This is a genomic window from Pedobacter sp. Leaf216, assembly GCF_001421515.1.
Taxonomy (GTDB): domain Bacteria; phylum Bacteroidota; class Bacteroidia; order Sphingobacteriales; family Sphingobacteriaceae; genus Pedobacter.
On sequence record NZ_LMKM01000007.1, the window covers coordinates 358,400 to 375,367 of the forward strand.

Genomic DNA, 16,968 nt, shown 5'->3' on the forward strand with positions numbered 1-16,968 from the left:
ATGTTATATATAAGAGCCACTTGAAAGAGTGGCTTTTTTTATTTGAAGAGTTTTTTTTGCCACGGAGAAACAGAAAAGCACGGAGATATACTTCACTGTAACGCTGAGCGGAGCTGAAGCGCATAATAAACCACAGATGAACACGAACTAACACAGATAAGTGCTTTTCATTAAAGATCCTGAAATAAATTCAGGAAGACGTAAGGCTTGAGATGACACAGCTATCTACTTTTCTGGCACGCTGAGCGGAGTTGAAGCGCATAATTAACCACAGATGAACATAAATTAATACAGATAATCATCCTTCACTAAAGATCCTGAAATAAACTCAGGAAGACGTAAGACCGGAAAAAGCAAAGATACCAACCACCCTCACTTTCATGCTGAGCGGAGTCCAAGCGCATTGAAATGCTTAATGAACCACAGATGAACACGAATCAACACAGATAAATGGTTAATTGCTAAAGATCCTGAAATAAATTCAGGAAGACGTTAAGCTGGAGATCACACAGCTATCTACTTTTCTGGCACGCTGAGCGGAGTTGAAGCGCATAATAAACCACGGATAAACACGAATTAACACAGATAAATGGTTAATTGCTAAAGATCCTGAAATAAATTCAGGAAGACTTAAAGCTGGAGATGACACAGCTATCTACTTTTCTGGCACGCTTAGCGGAGTCCAAGCGCATTGAAATGCTTAATGAACCACAGATGAACACGAATCAACACAGATAAATGGTTAATTGCTAAAGATCCTAAAATAAATTCAGGAGGACGTAAAGCTGGAGATGACACAGCTATCTACTTTTCTGGCCGCTGATCGGAGTTGAAGCGCATAATAAACCACAGATGAACATGAATTAACACAGATAAATGGTTAATTGCTAAAGATCCTGAAATAAATTCAGGAAGACGTAAAGCTAGAGATCACACAGCTATCTACTTTTCTGGCGCGCTGAGCGGAGTCCAAGCGCATTGAAATGCTTAATGAACCACAGATGAACACGAATCAACAGAGATAAGTGATTCTTCCCTAAAGATCCTGAAATAAAATCAGGAAGACGTAAGACCGGAAAAAGCACAAAAACGCAAAACGGAAAGCTGAGTAATGAAGAAACATCTGCTAATAGCTGTTACGTTGTAAAAAATTTGCGTAAATCAGCTAAATCTGCGGGAAAAACCTCCAAATTCAATCTATAGTCCATAAAGATCCAAATTAAATCTCTAGTCCATAAGCAGCTAATTGTGCTTTCGTATCTTCATAAGTGCTGTGGTGGATGCCTTTTAACCCTAAACCCTCGGCAACTTGCACAAAAAGCATTCTATCATCTATATATAAACTGGTTGCTACATCACTTTGTGAAATATCAATGGCTACCTTAAAAATATCAGCATCGGGTTTACGAAAATGTACAAAACTTGATGATACAAAGAAATCGACAAATTCGTTCAGTTTAAATGTGTTGATGCGGTATTGATTAAGCTCCCTTCCTTCGTTGCTGATTACGGCTACTTTTAAATTGTATTTCTTTTTTAAGTCGCAGATTAATTGAATCATTTCTGGATAAGGAAGTGATTTTTTAAACATAAACTCCTTAAAATCATCGTAACTGAAACTCCGTTCTTCAAAGAAAACAATTCGCTCAAGGTATTCATCGAGCGTTAATTTACCCACTTCATAGGTATCAAACGTAAGGTGATGACGCTCTTCAAGATCTACAGAATCAAGGTTAAAAAGCACTGAAGCCTCGCCCCTGGCGTGCCTGTCCCAACCGTTTGTTAACAATACACCGCCTATATCGGTAAAAAGTGTGGTAATTTTCTTTTGCATGGTTTAAATTAAAGTAAAACGCCTTTCAAAATTAATACGGCAACACTAAAGTAAATCACAATTCCGGTTACATCCACCATGGTAGCTACAAATGGTGCGGATGAAGTGGCTGGATCTAGTTTTAATTTTTTTAAAATGATGGGCATCATAGAGCCAATTAAACTGCCCCACAATACGATACCTACGAGTGTAAAAAATATGGTAACCGCAATTAGAAAAAAGTGTGGCCCATAATTGTAAAGATGCAATTCCTGCCAGGTTACAATTCGTATAAAACCAATTGTACCCAAAATAATGCCTAATAATGCTCCTGAAACAAGCTCGCGACGCATTACACGCCACCATTCTGCTATGGTTACCTCGCCCAAAGCCATGGCCTGAATTATTAAGGTTGAAGCCTGTGAGCCACTGTTGCCCCCACTACTCATAATTAGAGGGATAAAAAGTGACAGCACCACAGCTTTTTCAAGTTCTATTTCGAAATGTTGCATGGCGGTTGCAGTTAACATTTCACCGAGGAAAAGCACAATTAACCAGCCAGCACGCTTTTTAACAAGCTTTAAAATCGGAATATCGAGGTAAGGTTCATCCAATGCCTCTGTACCCCCTATTTTGTGCATATCTTCGGTATATTCTTCATTTGCAATCCAAAGAATATCATCAACTGTTACAATACCCAACAAAATGTTGCTTTCATCTACCACCGGTAAAGCAACACGGTTATTCATCCTGAATATATTAATGGCATCCTCCTGTGGATCATTTGCCTTTAATGCAATAAATCGTTTATCAGTTAATTCGCCGATAATGGCTTCAGGATCTGCCAATAAAACCTCACGGATCCTGATATCATCCAACAATACCCCTTCTTTATCAATCACATAAACTACATCGATGGTTTCAGAATTTTTTCCGTAACGCCTGATGTGTGCCAAAACCCTTGTTATAGACCATTCGGGTTTTACAGCAATGTAATCGGGGGTCATTAACCGGCCGATACTATCTTCTTTATATCCTAAAAGTGCGAGTGACTCTTTACGTTCTTCAGGCGGTAAGAGGGTGATCATTTTTTTTACCACATCCCCTTTTAACTCACTAAAAAGTGCCGTACGATCATCTGGTGGCAAATCTTTAATGATCTGATTGAGTTTGTTGCCAGAAAGTTTTTTAATGATACGCTCCTGAGTTGGAAAATCAAGAATACGAAAAACATTTACGGCCCTGTTTAGGGATAAGGTTTCGATAAATCTAGCTGCATGCTGTGGAAGCTCATCAATCAGTTCTTCAACATCCGAAATATTCAGTTGATCGAGATATTGCTTTAAAGCTTTATCATTTTCTTTTTCAAGCAGTTCCTGAATCTCTTCCACAACCAATTCTTCCATAAACAACTATTTAATTTATTACATGCCTAAACCTCAATTAACGGTTCGCAAAAGTGCATTTTTATTTCTTAAAAGCCAACTGTGCCCGCTTTAAAATTCGGCTAAAAAGCTTTTAAATTGGAAATAAAAGGCAATAACTGCTCCAATTTGGTGCATTACTTTATGATTTAACCATTTTTTAATATAAAAGATACTTACACAGTTGACAGTTGATATAGAAATGAACTTACAAACTAAAAATAGCAGTGATTTTTTAATGAAATGATTTTGATTTTTCTATATTTGCAGCCTTGCTCCCGTAGTTCAATGGATAGAATTATGGTTTCCGGTACCATCGATATGAGTTCGAATCTCGTCGGGAGCACAAAACGAGACAAATCACTTTTTAAACGGTTTGTCTCGTTTTTTTTTTTACCGCTTTTGTTTCAGAGCTAATCTGCTTTATTGTTTATGTAATCAAATTAAGCTATTGCTAATCTGAAAAAGCATCGGTAATTAAATTCAAATAGGCAGGTTTATTAGATCGTTTAAATACAATGTTGTGGCATTGGTTAAATTGTGTAAAAGCCTTTAAAGCCTCTATAAATTTCTCAATAACTGTTGTGTTAATATCAATATCTTCAAAATGAAGGTTATGTACAATCATAAGCTTTTGCTTCCGTTCTGCTTTGGCATCCATCCGGGCAATAAAGGTGTCGCCAGCCAGTACAGGTAATGAAAAATAGCCATGCTGACGTTTAGCGGCGGGCACAAAACATTCGATCTGGTAATCAAAAGCAAAGAAATCTTTTAAACGATGGCGAAAAACATTCAGGATATCGAATGGGGAAAGGATAAATACATGATCTGATATTTCAATATCAATATCTTGTCTGCCAAGGATATACAGCGGGCCTTTAACTCCCTCTACATTAACTAAATCTACTAAACCTTCCTCTACCATTTGTAGAAGTTCAGTTTTAATCATATTTCCCTTTACCCTTCTTGCGCGCCAAGCCATTTCTTTAACTGAACAAATTCCGAGTGCTGCCAAAGTCCTTTTTATTATATACCTGGCATATTCTTGGGCTGAGGGCATGTTAAGGTTGGTTTCTTGTGGAACCAGGTTAAGGGGCAGATCGTAAAATTTATGAAATTTCCTGTCTCGGCTAATCATCAATTCCCCTTCAAAATAAAGTCTTTCCAGTGCAACTTTTGCAGGTCGCCAATCCCACCAACCGTTACTGACTGCTATCCTATCGTTTTCAAAATCACCTACCTTTACAGCACCTTCTCTTTCTACCCGATCCATAATCTGTTGCATCAGATTTTGCTCTTGTCTGCTCATTTCTTGATATTTCTGCGCAAAAGCTTGTTTTACAGGAAGCGAAAAACGAAAATCATCCATGGGAAGGTAGCCTGATTCGGAAGTAAAATATTCAAAAACGCGCCCTTCTTCGCAAAGTTCGGTAAGCCAAATTGTTTCATAATCAGGTACGCGGGCAAAAATTGCATGGTGATGTGCGCGCTCTACCACATAATTGGTATCTACCTGTACAAAACCGAGGTGATTGATAAATCTATAAACGGCTTCAATGCCGAAACCAAACTGGGCATAGCGGGCTAGACCAGCAGCATTAAGGATAATTTTCCGGGCTTGTAACTTGGTAAGATGAAGAGGTTCCATTAAACGAATTTAAATAATTTTTCCCCTCGTCATGAAGAATAACTTAAGCTGATTTACTACAAACACAATTTGATGGTATAACCAAAGCAAGGGAGTTGCGCTTATTCTACCTTGATAATCGGCAAACAAATGATGGCGATTGTACCGCGATCGTTTTCTCCCACGCGGATATTAAAACTCGCCTTAAAACCATTGTTTTGTTTGTTAATCATCTCTACCCTTTCCAAAATAGATTTAAGTCCGATTGATTTCTCTTTAATGCCTTTCGGAAGCAGCGGTTTGGTATTTTTTTGATAACCCACTCCGTTATCTTTAACGCTGATGCAAATATGGTCTGCCTTAATATCTAACGCAACAGCTAAATGTGCATCAGTTTGGAGCGATTCGATTAACCCGTGTAAGATTGCGTTTTCTATTAATGGTTGGATTAGCATGGGCGGCAATAGAAATTCTTTAAGCTCCAAAGTATCGTCCACCTTAAAAGTATAACTAAAGGCGTTATCGTAACGCATGGCCTCTAACTCGGTATAAAGTTTAATGGCTTTCCATTCCCGATCTGCAGTAACCATACTTTTGGTTGAGTTTTCCAGTATTAACCGACTTAAAGCCGCAAACTTTTGAATCAATCGTGAGGCCACTTTTTTATCGTTATCCATAATGTACGATTCTATAGAATTTAATACATTAAAGATAAAATGTGGGTTCATTTGAGATCTTATGGCCTTTAATTCGCTTTCAGACAATTGATTTTGATAACTTAATTCGCTATTGAGCTGAGCGGCCTGCTGCTGTTCCAAAGTATTTTTAAACCGAAGCTGCCTGATCCGGTATTTGTTGTATAGAAAGAGTAAAACAGAGCTTAATACCAATACAATTAATATTGCATAAAGCCAAAGTTGTTTAAGTTCGAGTTTATCCAGTTTCTGTTGTTGAGAAAGTTGTTTTACCTTAACCGATTGCAGTTTTCCGCTATTTATAGAAATCAGCAATAGTTTTTGCTTCTCTTCCTTTTGCAATTTTTCATTTTGTAGTTGTACCTGCTGCAAACTCCTTAAACGCAAACTCGCATTAAGTTGCTCTGCATTTAAAGCCAGCTGCAACCGTTGCTGTTTCATCTGCTCATCAGCAAGTGATTGTTGTTGCTGATAAGTGGCTTCTTTTTTATCAAACTCGTACTGTATCCCGAGCCTGGCTATTTCATCTCTCTTTTTACTGTTATCAACGCTATCTTTAAACATTGCATAGTTTTTATAGTAAAAAAGCGCACTATCGGGTAATTTAAGTTTCTCGTATAATTTACTTAAACCTTCACTTGCATCTCGTTGTATCTCGGGGATTTTTAAGTCTTGCCCTATCTTCAATGCCCCCAATCCGTACAGCTTTGCCTGTGCCAGGTCGCCTTTTTTTTCGTACCCTGCGGCTGCATTCTGCATGTTATAACCCATGCTTTTGGTATTGCCCAATACCTTATTTAAGGCAATTGCTTTAAGACTGTAGTTTAAACTCAGATCATACTGCCCCATTTGACTGTAATAAGATGCCATATTTCCTGTTTCACGGGCAAAACTTACTTTATCACCTAATGAATCGGCTAATTTTGCAGATTTTGCAGCATAGAAAATTGCTTTTTGATAGTTTTTTTGGCGGTTATATAAATTTCCTATATTACCGAGAGAGGGTATAATCCCCATATTGTTTTTCAATTTTTCATGTAAGGAAATTGCTTTCTCGAAATGTTCGATTGCCTTCGCATAATCTCCGATTTCGATATAAACCAACCCGATGTTACCATAAATAGCGGCCTCGTCGCGTTTTCTATCTTTATAACTGATAGGGTCGCTTTCAGGAATCTGTTCAAGAATTTTAGTAGCCTGTTGATAATAATTCAATGCCTGCGGAAAATTGGATTGGTAGATATAGATGGTAGCCAAGTTAGAAAGATCACCAGCTATTCCATATGAATTTCCCATGGCCTTATCAATAAACAATGCCTTGTTTAAAGCATTTATCGCCTCAGGGAAACGGGCAAGAATATTCAGTATAGCACCTTTTACCCTATAGCTACTTGCTACAATACCTTTTCCCTTGATGTTATTCTCAATAGAAAGTGCCTGATCAATGTAAACTAAACTTTTTTGGGGATTGGAGCTGATGAAACTTACGGCAAGAAAAAATAAGTCTCTTGCTTTTTGATCATTATTGGAAGGATTAGCGCGTACGGCTTTTTCGAGGGAATCCACTTTAGTTTGCTGTGCATAAACCATTGTTCCACCTTTGCTAATCACAATCAGGATAAGCACAATGATCCATAAAAAGCGGAAAACAACTTTCATTTTTTTAATTATTAAACTGTTAACGAAGCAATTACCCAAATTAACAGAAAATTAATTGGATAGTTATCGCTATTCCCTAAATGAAACCAGGCATCCACTCATTGAAACAACAGTTTGGTGGATTGCATTATCCTTTTTAGGTCTTTTCTATTGATGTTTTCTACAGATTTATCTGATTTCTGCTACTTTTTTGGCTTCCCCCTTCACTCACCCTACCCACCTCTTCACTCATCTATCCCGCTCCTTCAATCATTATGAAAAAATAGCATCTCCAGCAGCGCTAAACTTGTATCAGCAAAAGGAAATAAAAAATACATCGACCTAAAAATACAAGTATGAAAAAATTAACCATCGCGATTGCCTGTTGCATTTTACTCGCCATCGCCTGCAAAAAAAACAATGATGAAACTCAGGAAGTAATTAAAGGCGACCTGAAAGAAACGATTGAAACTGTAAACGGAATTACCTATAAAATTTTCACAGGAAAAGATGCCACTACTTTTAAAGGCATTTTGGTTATGGGCAGTGGTAATGATGAAAACAACCCTACCGAAGGCAGTTTGGATGGCGCCGCAGAAACAGCCATCTGTGAAAAAGCAGCTACAAACGGTTATGCCGCAGCCATTGTTAAATACCGTAAAACACCCGGCAACGCAAATGCTGATGCATGGAATACCAGCGCAAAAATGATTGGCGAAGATTACGATAAATGTATTATAGCCATAGCCGGCAAGTATAATATTGCCAAAACAAAAGCTGTGGTTGGTGGCTATTCATTCGCTTCGTACATGCTGTTCAGCGATATTTCTGTAAACAATACGCTTAGTTATTGTAAAGGCGTACTGGCTGCCTGTGGCGGAAGCGGTGCCTGGAATGCACAAAATTTCAAGATTCCAATTTTCGCCATCAATTGCAGCGGCAATAATGAAGGAGAATATTATGGGAAAAGCCTTTACGATCAGATCCCTGCCAATTCACCGATTAAAGCAAAAAGTGAAGGCATAACCGATAATGGTTTCAGCACACATTGTGGTGGCGACTGGACGGATAAAATGTACAATAAATTGACCGTTTGGTTGAATTAATATGAGCTGATCAATTCAGTGATACATTATATCATTCATGCAACAATCAAATCACCCGTTATCAAAAACCAAATTTACCATATAGCCGCAGTCTTATTTAGATTTTTTAGTGACTGTAAAAAGAAAAGATCACAAAAGATGAAATAAAGCTGCTGTGGATATTAAGGAGTATTTTATTTCAGGTACTTCCTTGCCCAAAAATTAATAGTAAACCACGCTTAAAAAACCAATTAATCAATCCTAAAATTTAAAAACCATGAAAACATTAAAACTTATGCTAAGTGTCTTGATGCTAATGGCGATTTTCACCGCCTGTAAAAAAGACAAGAATGATCCGAACGATCCGAATAACCCTGAAAATGCACAAAAGGTAAGCAAAACAGATCTTTTGCCTTATTACATCGTTGCAGAACGTAAAACCGGAGATCAGAAACTGGCCATTATGACTTTTACTCAGGATGGTGATGGTGTAAAAGGGAATCTCCACCGTCAGGGCTATTTAAGGAGTGCAGCTGTTGATGTAGTTAACAATACGCTTACTTTCGACGTAGACGGCACCGGAACTTTTGTTTACAGCTTTGTTCTGGAAAAAAATGCATCAGGGCAGGTAACGCTGAAATCCTATCAATACACCGATAAAGGTAATGCAGCTCAAGGATTTGAATATGCTGTTTTGGCAAATACCTCGACTTCACAGAATTTCGAAAACGCTGATTTTAAATCCGGAAGCCTACTATTTAGGTTCACAGGTAATAAAACAATTGACTGGGATATTAAAGAGCGCCAGATTGGCACCAAATATTATCCACCTCCAATTAACCAAACTTTACCGATAACGGCTGTAGCTCCAGAGGTATCAATACCTTATTATTCATTAACAAACGGAAGTTTTAAGGCCAACAATGATTTTATTGGTGCCGTGGTTCCAAGTTGGAAAAATACAAACACCTCTACTCTCGTGATAGAACGCAATAACATCATCTATCAGGCAAGTAAACAATAATTCATTAAGCTTAAAGACATAAAGAAATGAAAAACTTTAAAAACATCGTGAAAACGCTTATCGTATTGAGTGTTTTCTTCACCCTTGCATCGTGCAAAAAAGACAAGAAAGAAGCGGGTGGAACAGATTCGGTATCCGGCAAGTTCGAGTACCAAAATAACAGCAACAACATTAACTCCGGAGATTACAGGGCAGGAAATGGCGACGGTGCATGGCTGTATTTTCTCACACCAGAATTTAACGGCGTACAGATCCGTTTTAAAAGCCTCGGTAATTATGTAATTCCAAACGGCTCATTCACCTATAAAAATGGTGCACCATACAATAGTGCAACAAATTTTGCAGGGGGTTCGGTAACCATAAACAATGTAACTGATGAGGTTAATGGCGGTACGGTAGTGATTAGCAAAGATGGCGACAGCCACACCATTACCTTTAACCTTACCACCACCAAAGGCCCTTTAAAAGGAAGCTACACAGGTATATTGAAAAAAATATAATTCAATAGATGATGAAAACCATAAAAAAATTAGCTCCGCTTTTGTTCCTGTTATTGGCAACAGGAGCAATTATTTCCTGCAAAAAAAAGGCTAACTCTGAACCAACTGACAGTTGCGGCATACCAGAATTTCAATCTACAACAGTTGTTGATGTATCAAACCCATGCGGCCTTGCCGTATCAAAAAGTGGTAAAGTTGCTGTAACAGAGTATAAGCAACCTTACGGCACTATTGGAACTACAAAAATTTGGAACAGTTACAGTGATTTACTTGCAAAAAAAGCACCTGTACAAACGCTTCAAAGTGTGGGTGCTGAAGCCATAGCTTTCGATAATGAAGAAAACCTGTACATTACTGAAACCGAACAAAACGCCCGGATTGTAATTTATAGAATGAAAACGGTTAATGGGATAAGCAGCTATCAATATTGGAGGATCATCCAGGAAGGATTTATAAACCCACGGGGAATTGCTTTCGACAGTAAAAACCGCCTGTACCTAGCGGATGATGGTAAAGATAGGTTGCTCCGTTTTGATGATCCTTTGAACAACAGTAATTTAAGTGTGGTGGCGGCTGTATTTGGGAGTCCGAAAGGATTGGCTATTGCTAACGATACCTTGTACATAACAGGTTACAGCACCGATCGCCTTTACAAATATAGCTTAACAGCAACTGGTGGCCTTGGCAAGGGGGTAATTGTAAGTTTACCAAAACTGGTTGATGTTGCTGCTTACGGAAACATTGTGGCGGTTGCCTCGCCCGGTAATAAGCGGATTACTTTGTTAAATAGCAACCAGATCCAAACTACCGAAAGCAATTATACAGGCTGTACGAAAACACTAACAGGTACTGGAGATATTTACGGCCTAGCTTTTGTGAAAACGCCAACAGGCTATGGAATTCTTGCTTCGCACTATAACCAGAACAAAATAATATTCTACCAACCCTAACCCTACATCAATATGAAAAAGATTTTAACCATCATACTATGTGCTGTTGCCATAAACATGAGCGCACAAACAAAAAAAACACCTGCAAAAAAACCGGCTACAAAAACGGTTACTAAACCTCCTTTAAAGCCAGCCCCGGTAACCAAACCAAGTACCAAAGCGAGCAGTTACAGTACTGCTGAAAATTACAATACCGCAATTGGTATAAAGTTTTTATACGGCATATCGCTCACTGCAAAACATTTTTTAAAAGAAAAACATGCTTTAGAAGGCATCTTTACCTACAGGGGTTTTAATGGCCTTGGCACCCAAATTGGTTTGAGCGTAGCTTACGAATACCATTTGCCTATTAACGGCGTGCAAAACTTAAAATGGTATGTTGGTGGCGGCGGCCATTTCGAATATTTTTCTTTTGATAACGATCTGGTTGATCCTACCACCACGATCGGAGCCTTGGGTGTTTTAGGACTCGAATACAAATTTAAAGGCCTCCCTATAGCCATCAGTGCCGATTGGCAACCTGTATTTACTTTTAACAGTGGTGGTGGTTTTAGTGCAGAAAATGGTGGTATCGGGGTGAAATACACTTTTTAATATTTAGCCATGAAAAAAATCATCATCGTTGCCTTTCTAGGTTTAATATGCCTGGGCGGTAAAGCACAAATACAATCGCAGGTACCTATTAAAATACAAATTGCAACCAGCCGAAGCGATACAGAAAAAATTAAGATCCCCTTTCCCCAGCCCGCCACCTTGCATGATGATGGCGGCTGGGAAAAAGGACCCAGTAACTGGCAAACCTCGTCAAAATTTCCGGTAAGCTATCGAAGTGGATTGTTGTTTTTAGATCGTAAAAAGAATGGTCTAATTAAATATTTTATGGTAGAAATCCGTTTTAATAAAGCAGGTGCAATAGATTTAACCGCTAACAGTACGGCTACAAGCAAAAGTGGCAAAAACACCTGGAAAACCGTATTTGGAAAAGATAATGAGGTTTTAAAACAGACCATTATCTGTACAGAGAGCGATTTTGGAACGGAAATGTATTTATACCTTAAAAATTATAGACCATATAGGCGAACTCAGGTTAATTAAGCACGAATAAACGCCATACCTTAGGATGGATAATCATAATCGGGAAATAAATTCAGGACTGCGACCTTCTAAATAAATGTGTAAATACAATTTACAAAGCAATTTTATACCTGCTCAAAACATCAATATACCTCTCAGCTTATGGATGTAGAAAAACGCTCCATAAGTTTGGCTAAGCGGATTTAAAAACCGAATTTTATCATTAACCACATTTACCTATGTTAAAGGCAGTTATATTAGACGATGAAACCCGAGGAAGTAAATTACTTTCGCAAAAACTTCAATCTTTCGAAGATGAACTTCAGGTTGTGGGTATTTTTAACGAGCCAGCCAAGGCATTGAGTGCAATTATTGCGCTTGATCCTGATGTGCTGTTTCTTGATGTGGAAATGCCGGGAATAAATGGCTTTCAATTTCTTGAACGTTTGGGTAGCTTTAGCTTTGAAGTAATTTTTACTACAGCTTACGATAGTTATACGCTTGAGGCACTCCGCTTAAGTGCGGTAGATTACCTGATGAAACCTGTTGATGAAGACGACTTAAAAACAGCAATTACGCGCTTACGCAAACGGGTAGCAGGCAAAGTGAAACAGCGGAGCCAGAAATCAGAAGTTTTAAACGCACGATTGGCTTTACCCACTGCCGAAGGGATTTATATTATTGATAAAACCACCATTATCAGGGTGGAGGCCATGAGCAATTATAGTGTTTTCCTGCTCAGTGATCATAAAAAAATCATCGTTTCCAAAACCTTAAAAGAATATGAGGCGCAGTTGAACGATGATTTTTTTATGCGGATTAACCGCTCGGTAATTGTTAACCTGAGCTATGTAGTAAAATACCGCAAGGGCGATGGCGGCACACTGGAGCTTAGTGATGGTGCAGAAGTAGAGGTTTCGCCACAACGTAAAGAAACATTAATGCAGAGGCTGTTCTAACGGGTTACTACTTCATTTCATCTATTCTGCTTAAATATTCGCTTGGCATACAGCCATAATATTGCTTAAATGCGGTAGAAAAATAAGAAGGAGAATTAAATCCGCACATATAGGTAATTTGTGCAATGGTATACCGCTTGCTCTGCATCAGTTCTACGGCTTTGGTAAACCGGATTCTTTTAATAAAATCTGTTGCCGATTCGCCTGTTATCGCTTTAAATTTGAGATAAAGGTTTGATCGGCTCATGCCAATTTCTCTGCTAAATTTATCTACTGAGAATTCAGAATCGGCCAGATATTCTTCTACGATGGCAATGGCATGCTTTAAAAACTCTTCGTCGAGCGTATTAAAAGCAATATTTTCGGGTACCATTTCTTTACCGGCCGAATAGTATTCTTTTAAACGTTTACGCGAGCGCAGCAGATTGGCCACTTTAGCGGCCAGTAAACTGGTAGAAAAAGGTTTGGTTACATAGTCATCAGCCCCCATTTCGAGGCCCTTTATTTGCTGACTGGTTTCGTTTCTGGCCGTAAGCAGCATTACCGGGATATGTGAGGTATTGATATTCTGTTTTACACGTTTACAAAAATGCAGTCCGTCCAGTTCGGGCATCATCACATCACTGATAATGAGATCATATTGTTGTAGCTCGAGCATATCTAAGGCCATTTGCCCGTTAACAGCTACTGCCACCTGGTAGGTTTTGCTAAAATATTCCTGAAGGTAGGATAAGATTTCTTCGTTATCATCCACAATCAAAAGTTTAGTGGCCAATGTATTTCCATCCAGTTCATCCGATAATGGTTCCGGATCTACCCAGGTTGTTGTATGATCTGGTTGATTTTCTATTAAGGCTGTATTGTCTGGAACAATTGATAACTCGTACATTTTATGCGCATTGCCTAAATGGTTGCGGTAAATTTCATCCGAAGTGGGTATGGTAACGGTAAACACACTGCCCTGCCCTTTTGCACTTTGCGCAGTAATATTGCCATGGTGCAACTCTACCAATCTTTTGGTAAAGGCTAAACCTACGCCTGAGCCGAGGTTCATTTCGCGGTTATTTACCTGGTAAAAGCGATCGAATACTTTTGATAAATCCTGTGCACCGATACCTACACCTGTATCTGCTACTTTGATTAGCACGGTATCATGCTCCTTAATCAATTCAATGCTTACCTTATGGCTTGCTTCTGTATATTTAAAAGCGTTTGATAATAGGTTGAACAAAATCTTCTCCATGGCATCTTTATCAAAATAAAAGGAGAATTTGGCTTCGGTAGAGTGAAAGGTATAACTGATATTGTTTTTATCAGAAAGGGGCTTGAAAGATTCATACACTTCGTGCACAAAACTTACAATATCGCTTTTATCTACCTTAAGCTGCCGGGTTCCCATTTCTGTTTTCCTGAATTCGAAAAGCTGATCTACCAGATTGTAAAGCCTTTTTGCATTGATCAGCATCAGGTCGTATTTCTTTTTCACAATTTTATCAACCTGGGGCAACCTTAAAAGCTCTTCGAGTGGTGCCAGTATCAAGGTTAAAGGTGTTCGAAGTTCGTGTGATACATTGGTAAAAAAATCCATCTTCACCTGATTGATATCCCTAACCCGTTCTTTTTCAATCCGCTCTAGCTTTAACTGTTGCAGGGCCTTAATGCGTTCGGCTATAATTTTGTAACCCAGGTATGATGCCGCAGCCAGCACAACAAAAAGCAGCATATAAAACCAAAATGTTCGGTACCAGGGGGGCAACATGGATATTTTTAACTCCCGAACCGGGCTAACCTCGCCATTTGGTCCTACTGCTTTAATAATAAATGTATAGTTACCCGGAGGAAGGTTGTTGTAACTTACCTTAATATCGCTGGTTTTCTGCCAGATGTTATCTATCCCCTCCAGCTTATAATAGTATTGGGTACGGTTTGCCGAAATGTAATTAAAGGTATTAAACAGGATGCTGAACTGTTTAAACTCTGGTCCGAGTTCAAGTTTGCCTGCCTGATCGATGTGCCCTTGAAGAATATCTGTACCATCTCCAGAGGCAACCGTTTTATTAAATATCTCCAAACCGGTAAAGGTGAGTTTTAAACTTAACGGCTGCTGGTTTACCATTGATGGGTAGAAATAAGAGATCCCTTTTATGCCCCCAAAGAGAAGCATCCCATCTTTAGCCTTGTAAAAAGAATATTCGTTAAACTGGTTATTCTGCAGGCCGTCGCTCTCGTCAAAAGTTTGTACCAGGCCTTTATCTGAGTTAAATTTTACCAATCCGCTATTTGTCGAGATCCATAAATTGCCATTATCATCAGGCTGTATGCCATAAATGGTTCCCTTAACAAAATCTTTCCGGGCTTTAAAACTGATGAAGGTTTGCTGTGCTTCGTTGTACAAACTCAATCCTTCGCGGGTACCCATCCAAATGTTGTGTTTTTTATCTTCGGTGATGCAGTTTACAATGTCTTCGCTTTCTTTACCGTTTACAGGGGTACCGAAAAGCATATTATCAGGGTAAAAAAGCGTTACTCCGTTGGTGGTGCCAATCCATATGCGGTGCATACTATCTTCAAAAAGGAAGGTTATATCATCAGAGGTAAGGCGTTTACCTGCTTTATCAAGGTGGATATGGGTAAAAGTTTGCGTTTCGGGATGGAACTGATCTAAACCTGAGCGTGTACCAATCCAAATCCGGCCTTTATAATCTTTCAGGATACTGTACACCAAATCGCCAGCAATGCTATTGGGGTTATTCTCATTGTGGAGGTATCGTTTAACGGCACCTGTACCAGGATTAAGCACATTCAGGCCACCGTTATGTGTGCCGACCAGCACATTGCCCCTACCATCAAATTCAATAGCTTTTACGTTATTCGAACTTAAGCTGTTTACATTATTTTCCTGGTTGGAAAAGTAACTGATGGTATTGGTATTCCTGTTCCAATAGTTTATCCCTTTATCATTTGTACCAATCCAGAAATTCCCTTTATCATCTTGTTTAATCACCCCGATTACCTCATCGTTTAACGAGGTTTTACCGGTATTCTGACTAAGCAAATTAAATTTAATGTCGTTTTTATGGTAATAATTTACGCCGCCATAATACGTGCCGAGCCACATTGCCTTTTGCTTATCCTGATAAATGCACCGTACAGAATTCTGACTGATGGTATAGGGCTGAGAAATTTGATGGAAATAATTATTAAAACTAAGCTCGGTTAAATTGAGGATAGAAAGGCCTTTAAATGTGCCCAGCCACATATTACCTTCTACATCTTTGCCGATACACCTTACATTATTATCGGCAATGCTGTTTTTTCCTGCCTGATGGTTAAAAAATGTAACTTTTGCGCCCGCTGTTTCGTATTTGATCAATCCATAACCTTCCGTAGCTACCCAATAACTGTCGCCATCAATGTATACATCATTTACCGCTGGTTTATCTACGCCCAGGTTTAGCTTGGTTAAACGATGATTTTGAATGTTAAGTTTAAATAGCCCAACTTCGGTACCAATGAGCATATCCTGATTTGCAATATTGATATACGAAATCTTTTTAATACCATGCTCGAGCGCGTTAAAATTTACCTGCTTAAACTGGCTTGTACCCGCACTTAACTTAAACACACCACCCGAAATGGTAGTGGCCCAAATGTTATGCTGCGCATCTTCGGTGATGGATGATACATACCATTCGCCCAAACTGCGCGGAAGTTTATAATTAACAAACCCATCAGAAGCGTAATTATAACTGCTGATGCCCTGATTGCCTCCCACCCACATGGTGCCTTTATGATCGATAAAAAGGCTGCGTATATAGTGAGAATTGAGACCGTTTTTGTTGCCTTCAACCGGCCGGTATACCCTGAAACCTTTGCTATCGTAACGGTTTAACCCATCTTGGGTGGCCATCCAGATAAAACCAAGACTATCTTGCTTTATGGCAAAAACAGTGCTTTGCGATAGTCCTTTATCAACCGAGATATTGCGGAAATACCGATCCTGAGATTGTGCATTTGCGTTGCTAAATGTGAATAGCAAGCCGATACTGATTACAAGCGCAGTTAGGCAGCGGTAAGTACCGATTGTTATATCCGATATTTTAAAGACTGTTTTTTGAAGCATGTTTTTCAAATTTAATCATTCTAACTGAAACGCTTGGCCATTATCCTCGTTTGTAA

12 protein-coding genes and 1 tRNA gene are annotated in these 16,968 nt (G+C 38.9%); 8 read left to right on the forward strand and 5 right to left on the reverse strand.

Annotated elements, in window-relative coordinates; translation table 11 throughout:
- Nucleotides 1-1,219 precede the first annotated feature (1,219 nt).
- Both ASE74_RS06705 and mgtE read right to left on the reverse strand, forming a co-directional pair.
- Entirely contained in the window at nucleotides 1,220-1,834 is a 615-nt protein-coding gene (locus ASE74_RS06705; protein ID WP_055906049.1) for an HAD hydrolase-like protein, read from the reverse strand.
- Between the two features lie 8 nt (nucleotides 1,835-1,842).
- Nucleotides 1,843-3,219: a magnesium transporter gene (gene mgtE / locus ASE74_RS06710; RefSeq protein ID WP_055906054.1), complete on the reverse strand. Its 1,377-nt coding sequence runs from the start codon at nucleotides 3,217-3,219 to the stop codon at nucleotides 1,843-1,845.
- A 292-nt stretch (nucleotides 3,220-3,511) separates the two neighbouring features.
- Between mgtE and ASE74_RS06715 the strand changes: the two genes are divergently transcribed.
- Nucleotides 3,512-3,583 (forward strand) — tRNA-Arg (locus ASE74_RS06715).
- A 108-nt stretch (nucleotides 3,584-3,691) separates the two neighbouring features.
- On the opposite strand, the gene ASE74_RS06720 is transcribed toward ASE74_RS06715, so the two are convergent.
- Together ASE74_RS06720 and ASE74_RS06725 are read right to left on the reverse strand one after the other, a co-directional pair.
- Nucleotides 3,692-4,885 carry a winged helix-turn-helix domain-containing protein gene (locus ASE74_RS06720; protein WP_055906057.1) on the reverse strand — a complete coding sequence of 398 codons (1,194 nt, stop codon included), beginning with the start codon at nucleotides 4,883-4,885 and terminating at the stop codon, nucleotides 3,692-3,694.
- 101 nt (nucleotides 4,886-4,986) lie between these two features.
- Nucleotides 4,987-7,218, reverse strand: coding sequence for a tetratricopeptide repeat protein (locus ASE74_RS06725; RefSeq protein WP_055906060.1), 2,232 nt, complete (start codon nucleotides 7,216-7,218; stop codon nucleotides 4,987-4,989).
- A gap of 335 nt (nucleotides 7,219-7,553) precedes the next feature.
- Here ASE74_RS06725 and ASE74_RS06730 point away from each other — a divergent pair, with 335 nt between their 5' ends.
- The 7 genes from ASE74_RS06730 to ASE74_RS06760 all read left to right on the forward strand — a co-directional run bounded on the left by ASE74_RS06730 (nucleotide 7,554) and on the right by ASE74_RS06760 (nucleotide 12,789).
- Nucleotides 7,554-8,303 carry a hypothetical protein gene (locus ASE74_RS06730; protein ID WP_055906063.1) on the forward strand — a complete coding sequence of 250 codons (750 nt, stop codon included), beginning with the start codon at nucleotides 7,554-7,556 and terminating at the stop codon, nucleotides 8,301-8,303.
- A gap of 256 nt (nucleotides 8,304-8,559) precedes the next feature.
- Nucleotides 8,560-9,306, forward strand: coding sequence for a hypothetical protein (locus tag ASE74_RS06735; protein ID WP_055906066.1), 747 nt, complete (start codon nucleotides 8,560-8,562; stop codon nucleotides 9,304-9,306).
- 26 nt (nucleotides 9,307-9,332) lie between these two features.
- On the forward strand, nucleotides 9,333-9,806 hold the full coding sequence (locus ASE74_RS06740; RefSeq protein ID WP_055906068.1) for a hypothetical protein: 474 nt from the start codon (nucleotides 9,333-9,335) through the stop codon (nucleotides 9,804-9,806).
- Nucleotides 9,807-9,814: 8 nt separating this feature from the next.
- Nucleotides 9,815-10,756, forward strand: a complete 942-nt coding sequence (locus ASE74_RS06745; RefSeq protein ID WP_157255362.1) for a hypothetical protein — start codon at nucleotides 9,815-9,817, stop codon at nucleotides 10,754-10,756.
- A gap of 12 nt (nucleotides 10,757-10,768) precedes the next feature.
- A complete protein-coding gene (locus tag ASE74_RS06750; protein WP_157255363.1) occupies nucleotides 10,769-11,350 on the forward strand; it encodes a hypothetical protein in 582 nt (193 codons plus the stop codon).
- Nucleotides 11,351-11,359: 9 nt separating this feature from the next.
- Nucleotides 11,360-11,851, forward strand: a complete 492-nt coding sequence (locus ASE74_RS06755; protein ID WP_055906077.1) for a hypothetical protein — start codon at nucleotides 11,360-11,362, stop codon at nucleotides 11,849-11,851.
- 218 nt (nucleotides 11,852-12,069) lie between these two features.
- Nucleotides 12,070-12,789, forward strand: a complete 720-nt coding sequence (locus ASE74_RS06760) for a LytTR family DNA-binding domain-containing protein (RefSeq protein ID WP_055906081.1) — start codon at nucleotides 12,070-12,072, stop codon at nucleotides 12,787-12,789.
- Between the two features lie 7 nt (nucleotides 12,790-12,796).
- Here ASE74_RS06760 and ASE74_RS06765 read toward each other — a convergent pair whose 3' ends face one another.
- Nucleotides 12,797-16,912: a hybrid sensor histidine kinase/response regulator transcription factor gene (locus tag ASE74_RS06765; RefSeq protein WP_082458673.1), complete on the reverse strand. Its 4,116-nt coding sequence runs from the start codon at nucleotides 16,910-16,912 to the stop codon at nucleotides 12,797-12,799.
- Nucleotides 16,913-16,968 lie beyond the last annotated feature (56 nt).

Excerpts from the sequence above, each read along its gene's own strand:
- ASE74_RS06705 (WP_055906049.1), bottom strand. The coding sequence starts at position 1,834 with ATGCAAAAGAAAATTACCACACTTTTTACCGATATAGGCGGTGTATTG.
- mgtE (WP_055906054.1), bottom strand. The coding sequence starts at position 3,219 with ATGGAAGAATTGGTTGTGGAAGAGATTCAGGAACTGCTTGAAAAAGAA.
- ASE74_RS06720 (WP_055906057.1), bottom strand. The coding sequence starts at position 4,885 with ATGGAACCTCTTCATCTTACCAAGTTACAAGCCCGGAAAATTATCCTT.
- ASE74_RS06725 (WP_055906060.1), bottom strand. The coding sequence starts at position 7,218 with ATGAAAGTTGTTTTCCGCTTTTTATGGATCATTGTGCTTATCCTGATT.
- ASE74_RS06730 (WP_055906063.1), top strand. The coding sequence starts at position 7,554 with ATGAAAAAATTAACCATCGCGATTGCCTGTTGCATTTTACTCGCCATC.
- ASE74_RS06735 (WP_055906066.1), top strand. The coding sequence starts at position 8,560 with ATGAAAACATTAAAACTTATGCTAAGTGTCTTGATGCTAATGGCGATT.
- ASE74_RS06740 (WP_055906068.1), top strand. The coding sequence starts at position 9,333 with ATGAAAAACTTTAAAAACATCGTGAAAACGCTTATCGTATTGAGTGTT.
- ASE74_RS06745 (WP_157255362.1), top strand. The coding sequence starts at position 9,815 with ATGATGAAAACCATAAAAAAATTAGCTCCGCTTTTGTTCCTGTTATTG.
- ASE74_RS06750 (WP_157255363.1), top strand. The coding sequence starts at position 10,769 with ATGAAAAAGATTTTAACCATCATACTATGTGCTGTTGCCATAAACATG.
- ASE74_RS06755 (WP_055906077.1), top strand. The coding sequence starts at position 11,360 with ATGAAAAAAATCATCATCGTTGCCTTTCTAGGTTTAATATGCCTGGGC.
- ASE74_RS06760 (WP_055906081.1), top strand. The coding sequence starts at position 12,070 with ATGTTAAAGGCAGTTATATTAGACGATGAAACCCGAGGAAGTAAATTA.
- ASE74_RS06765 (WP_082458673.1), bottom strand. The coding sequence starts at position 16,912 with ATGCTTCAAAAAACAGTCTTTAAAATATCGGATATAACAATCGGTACT.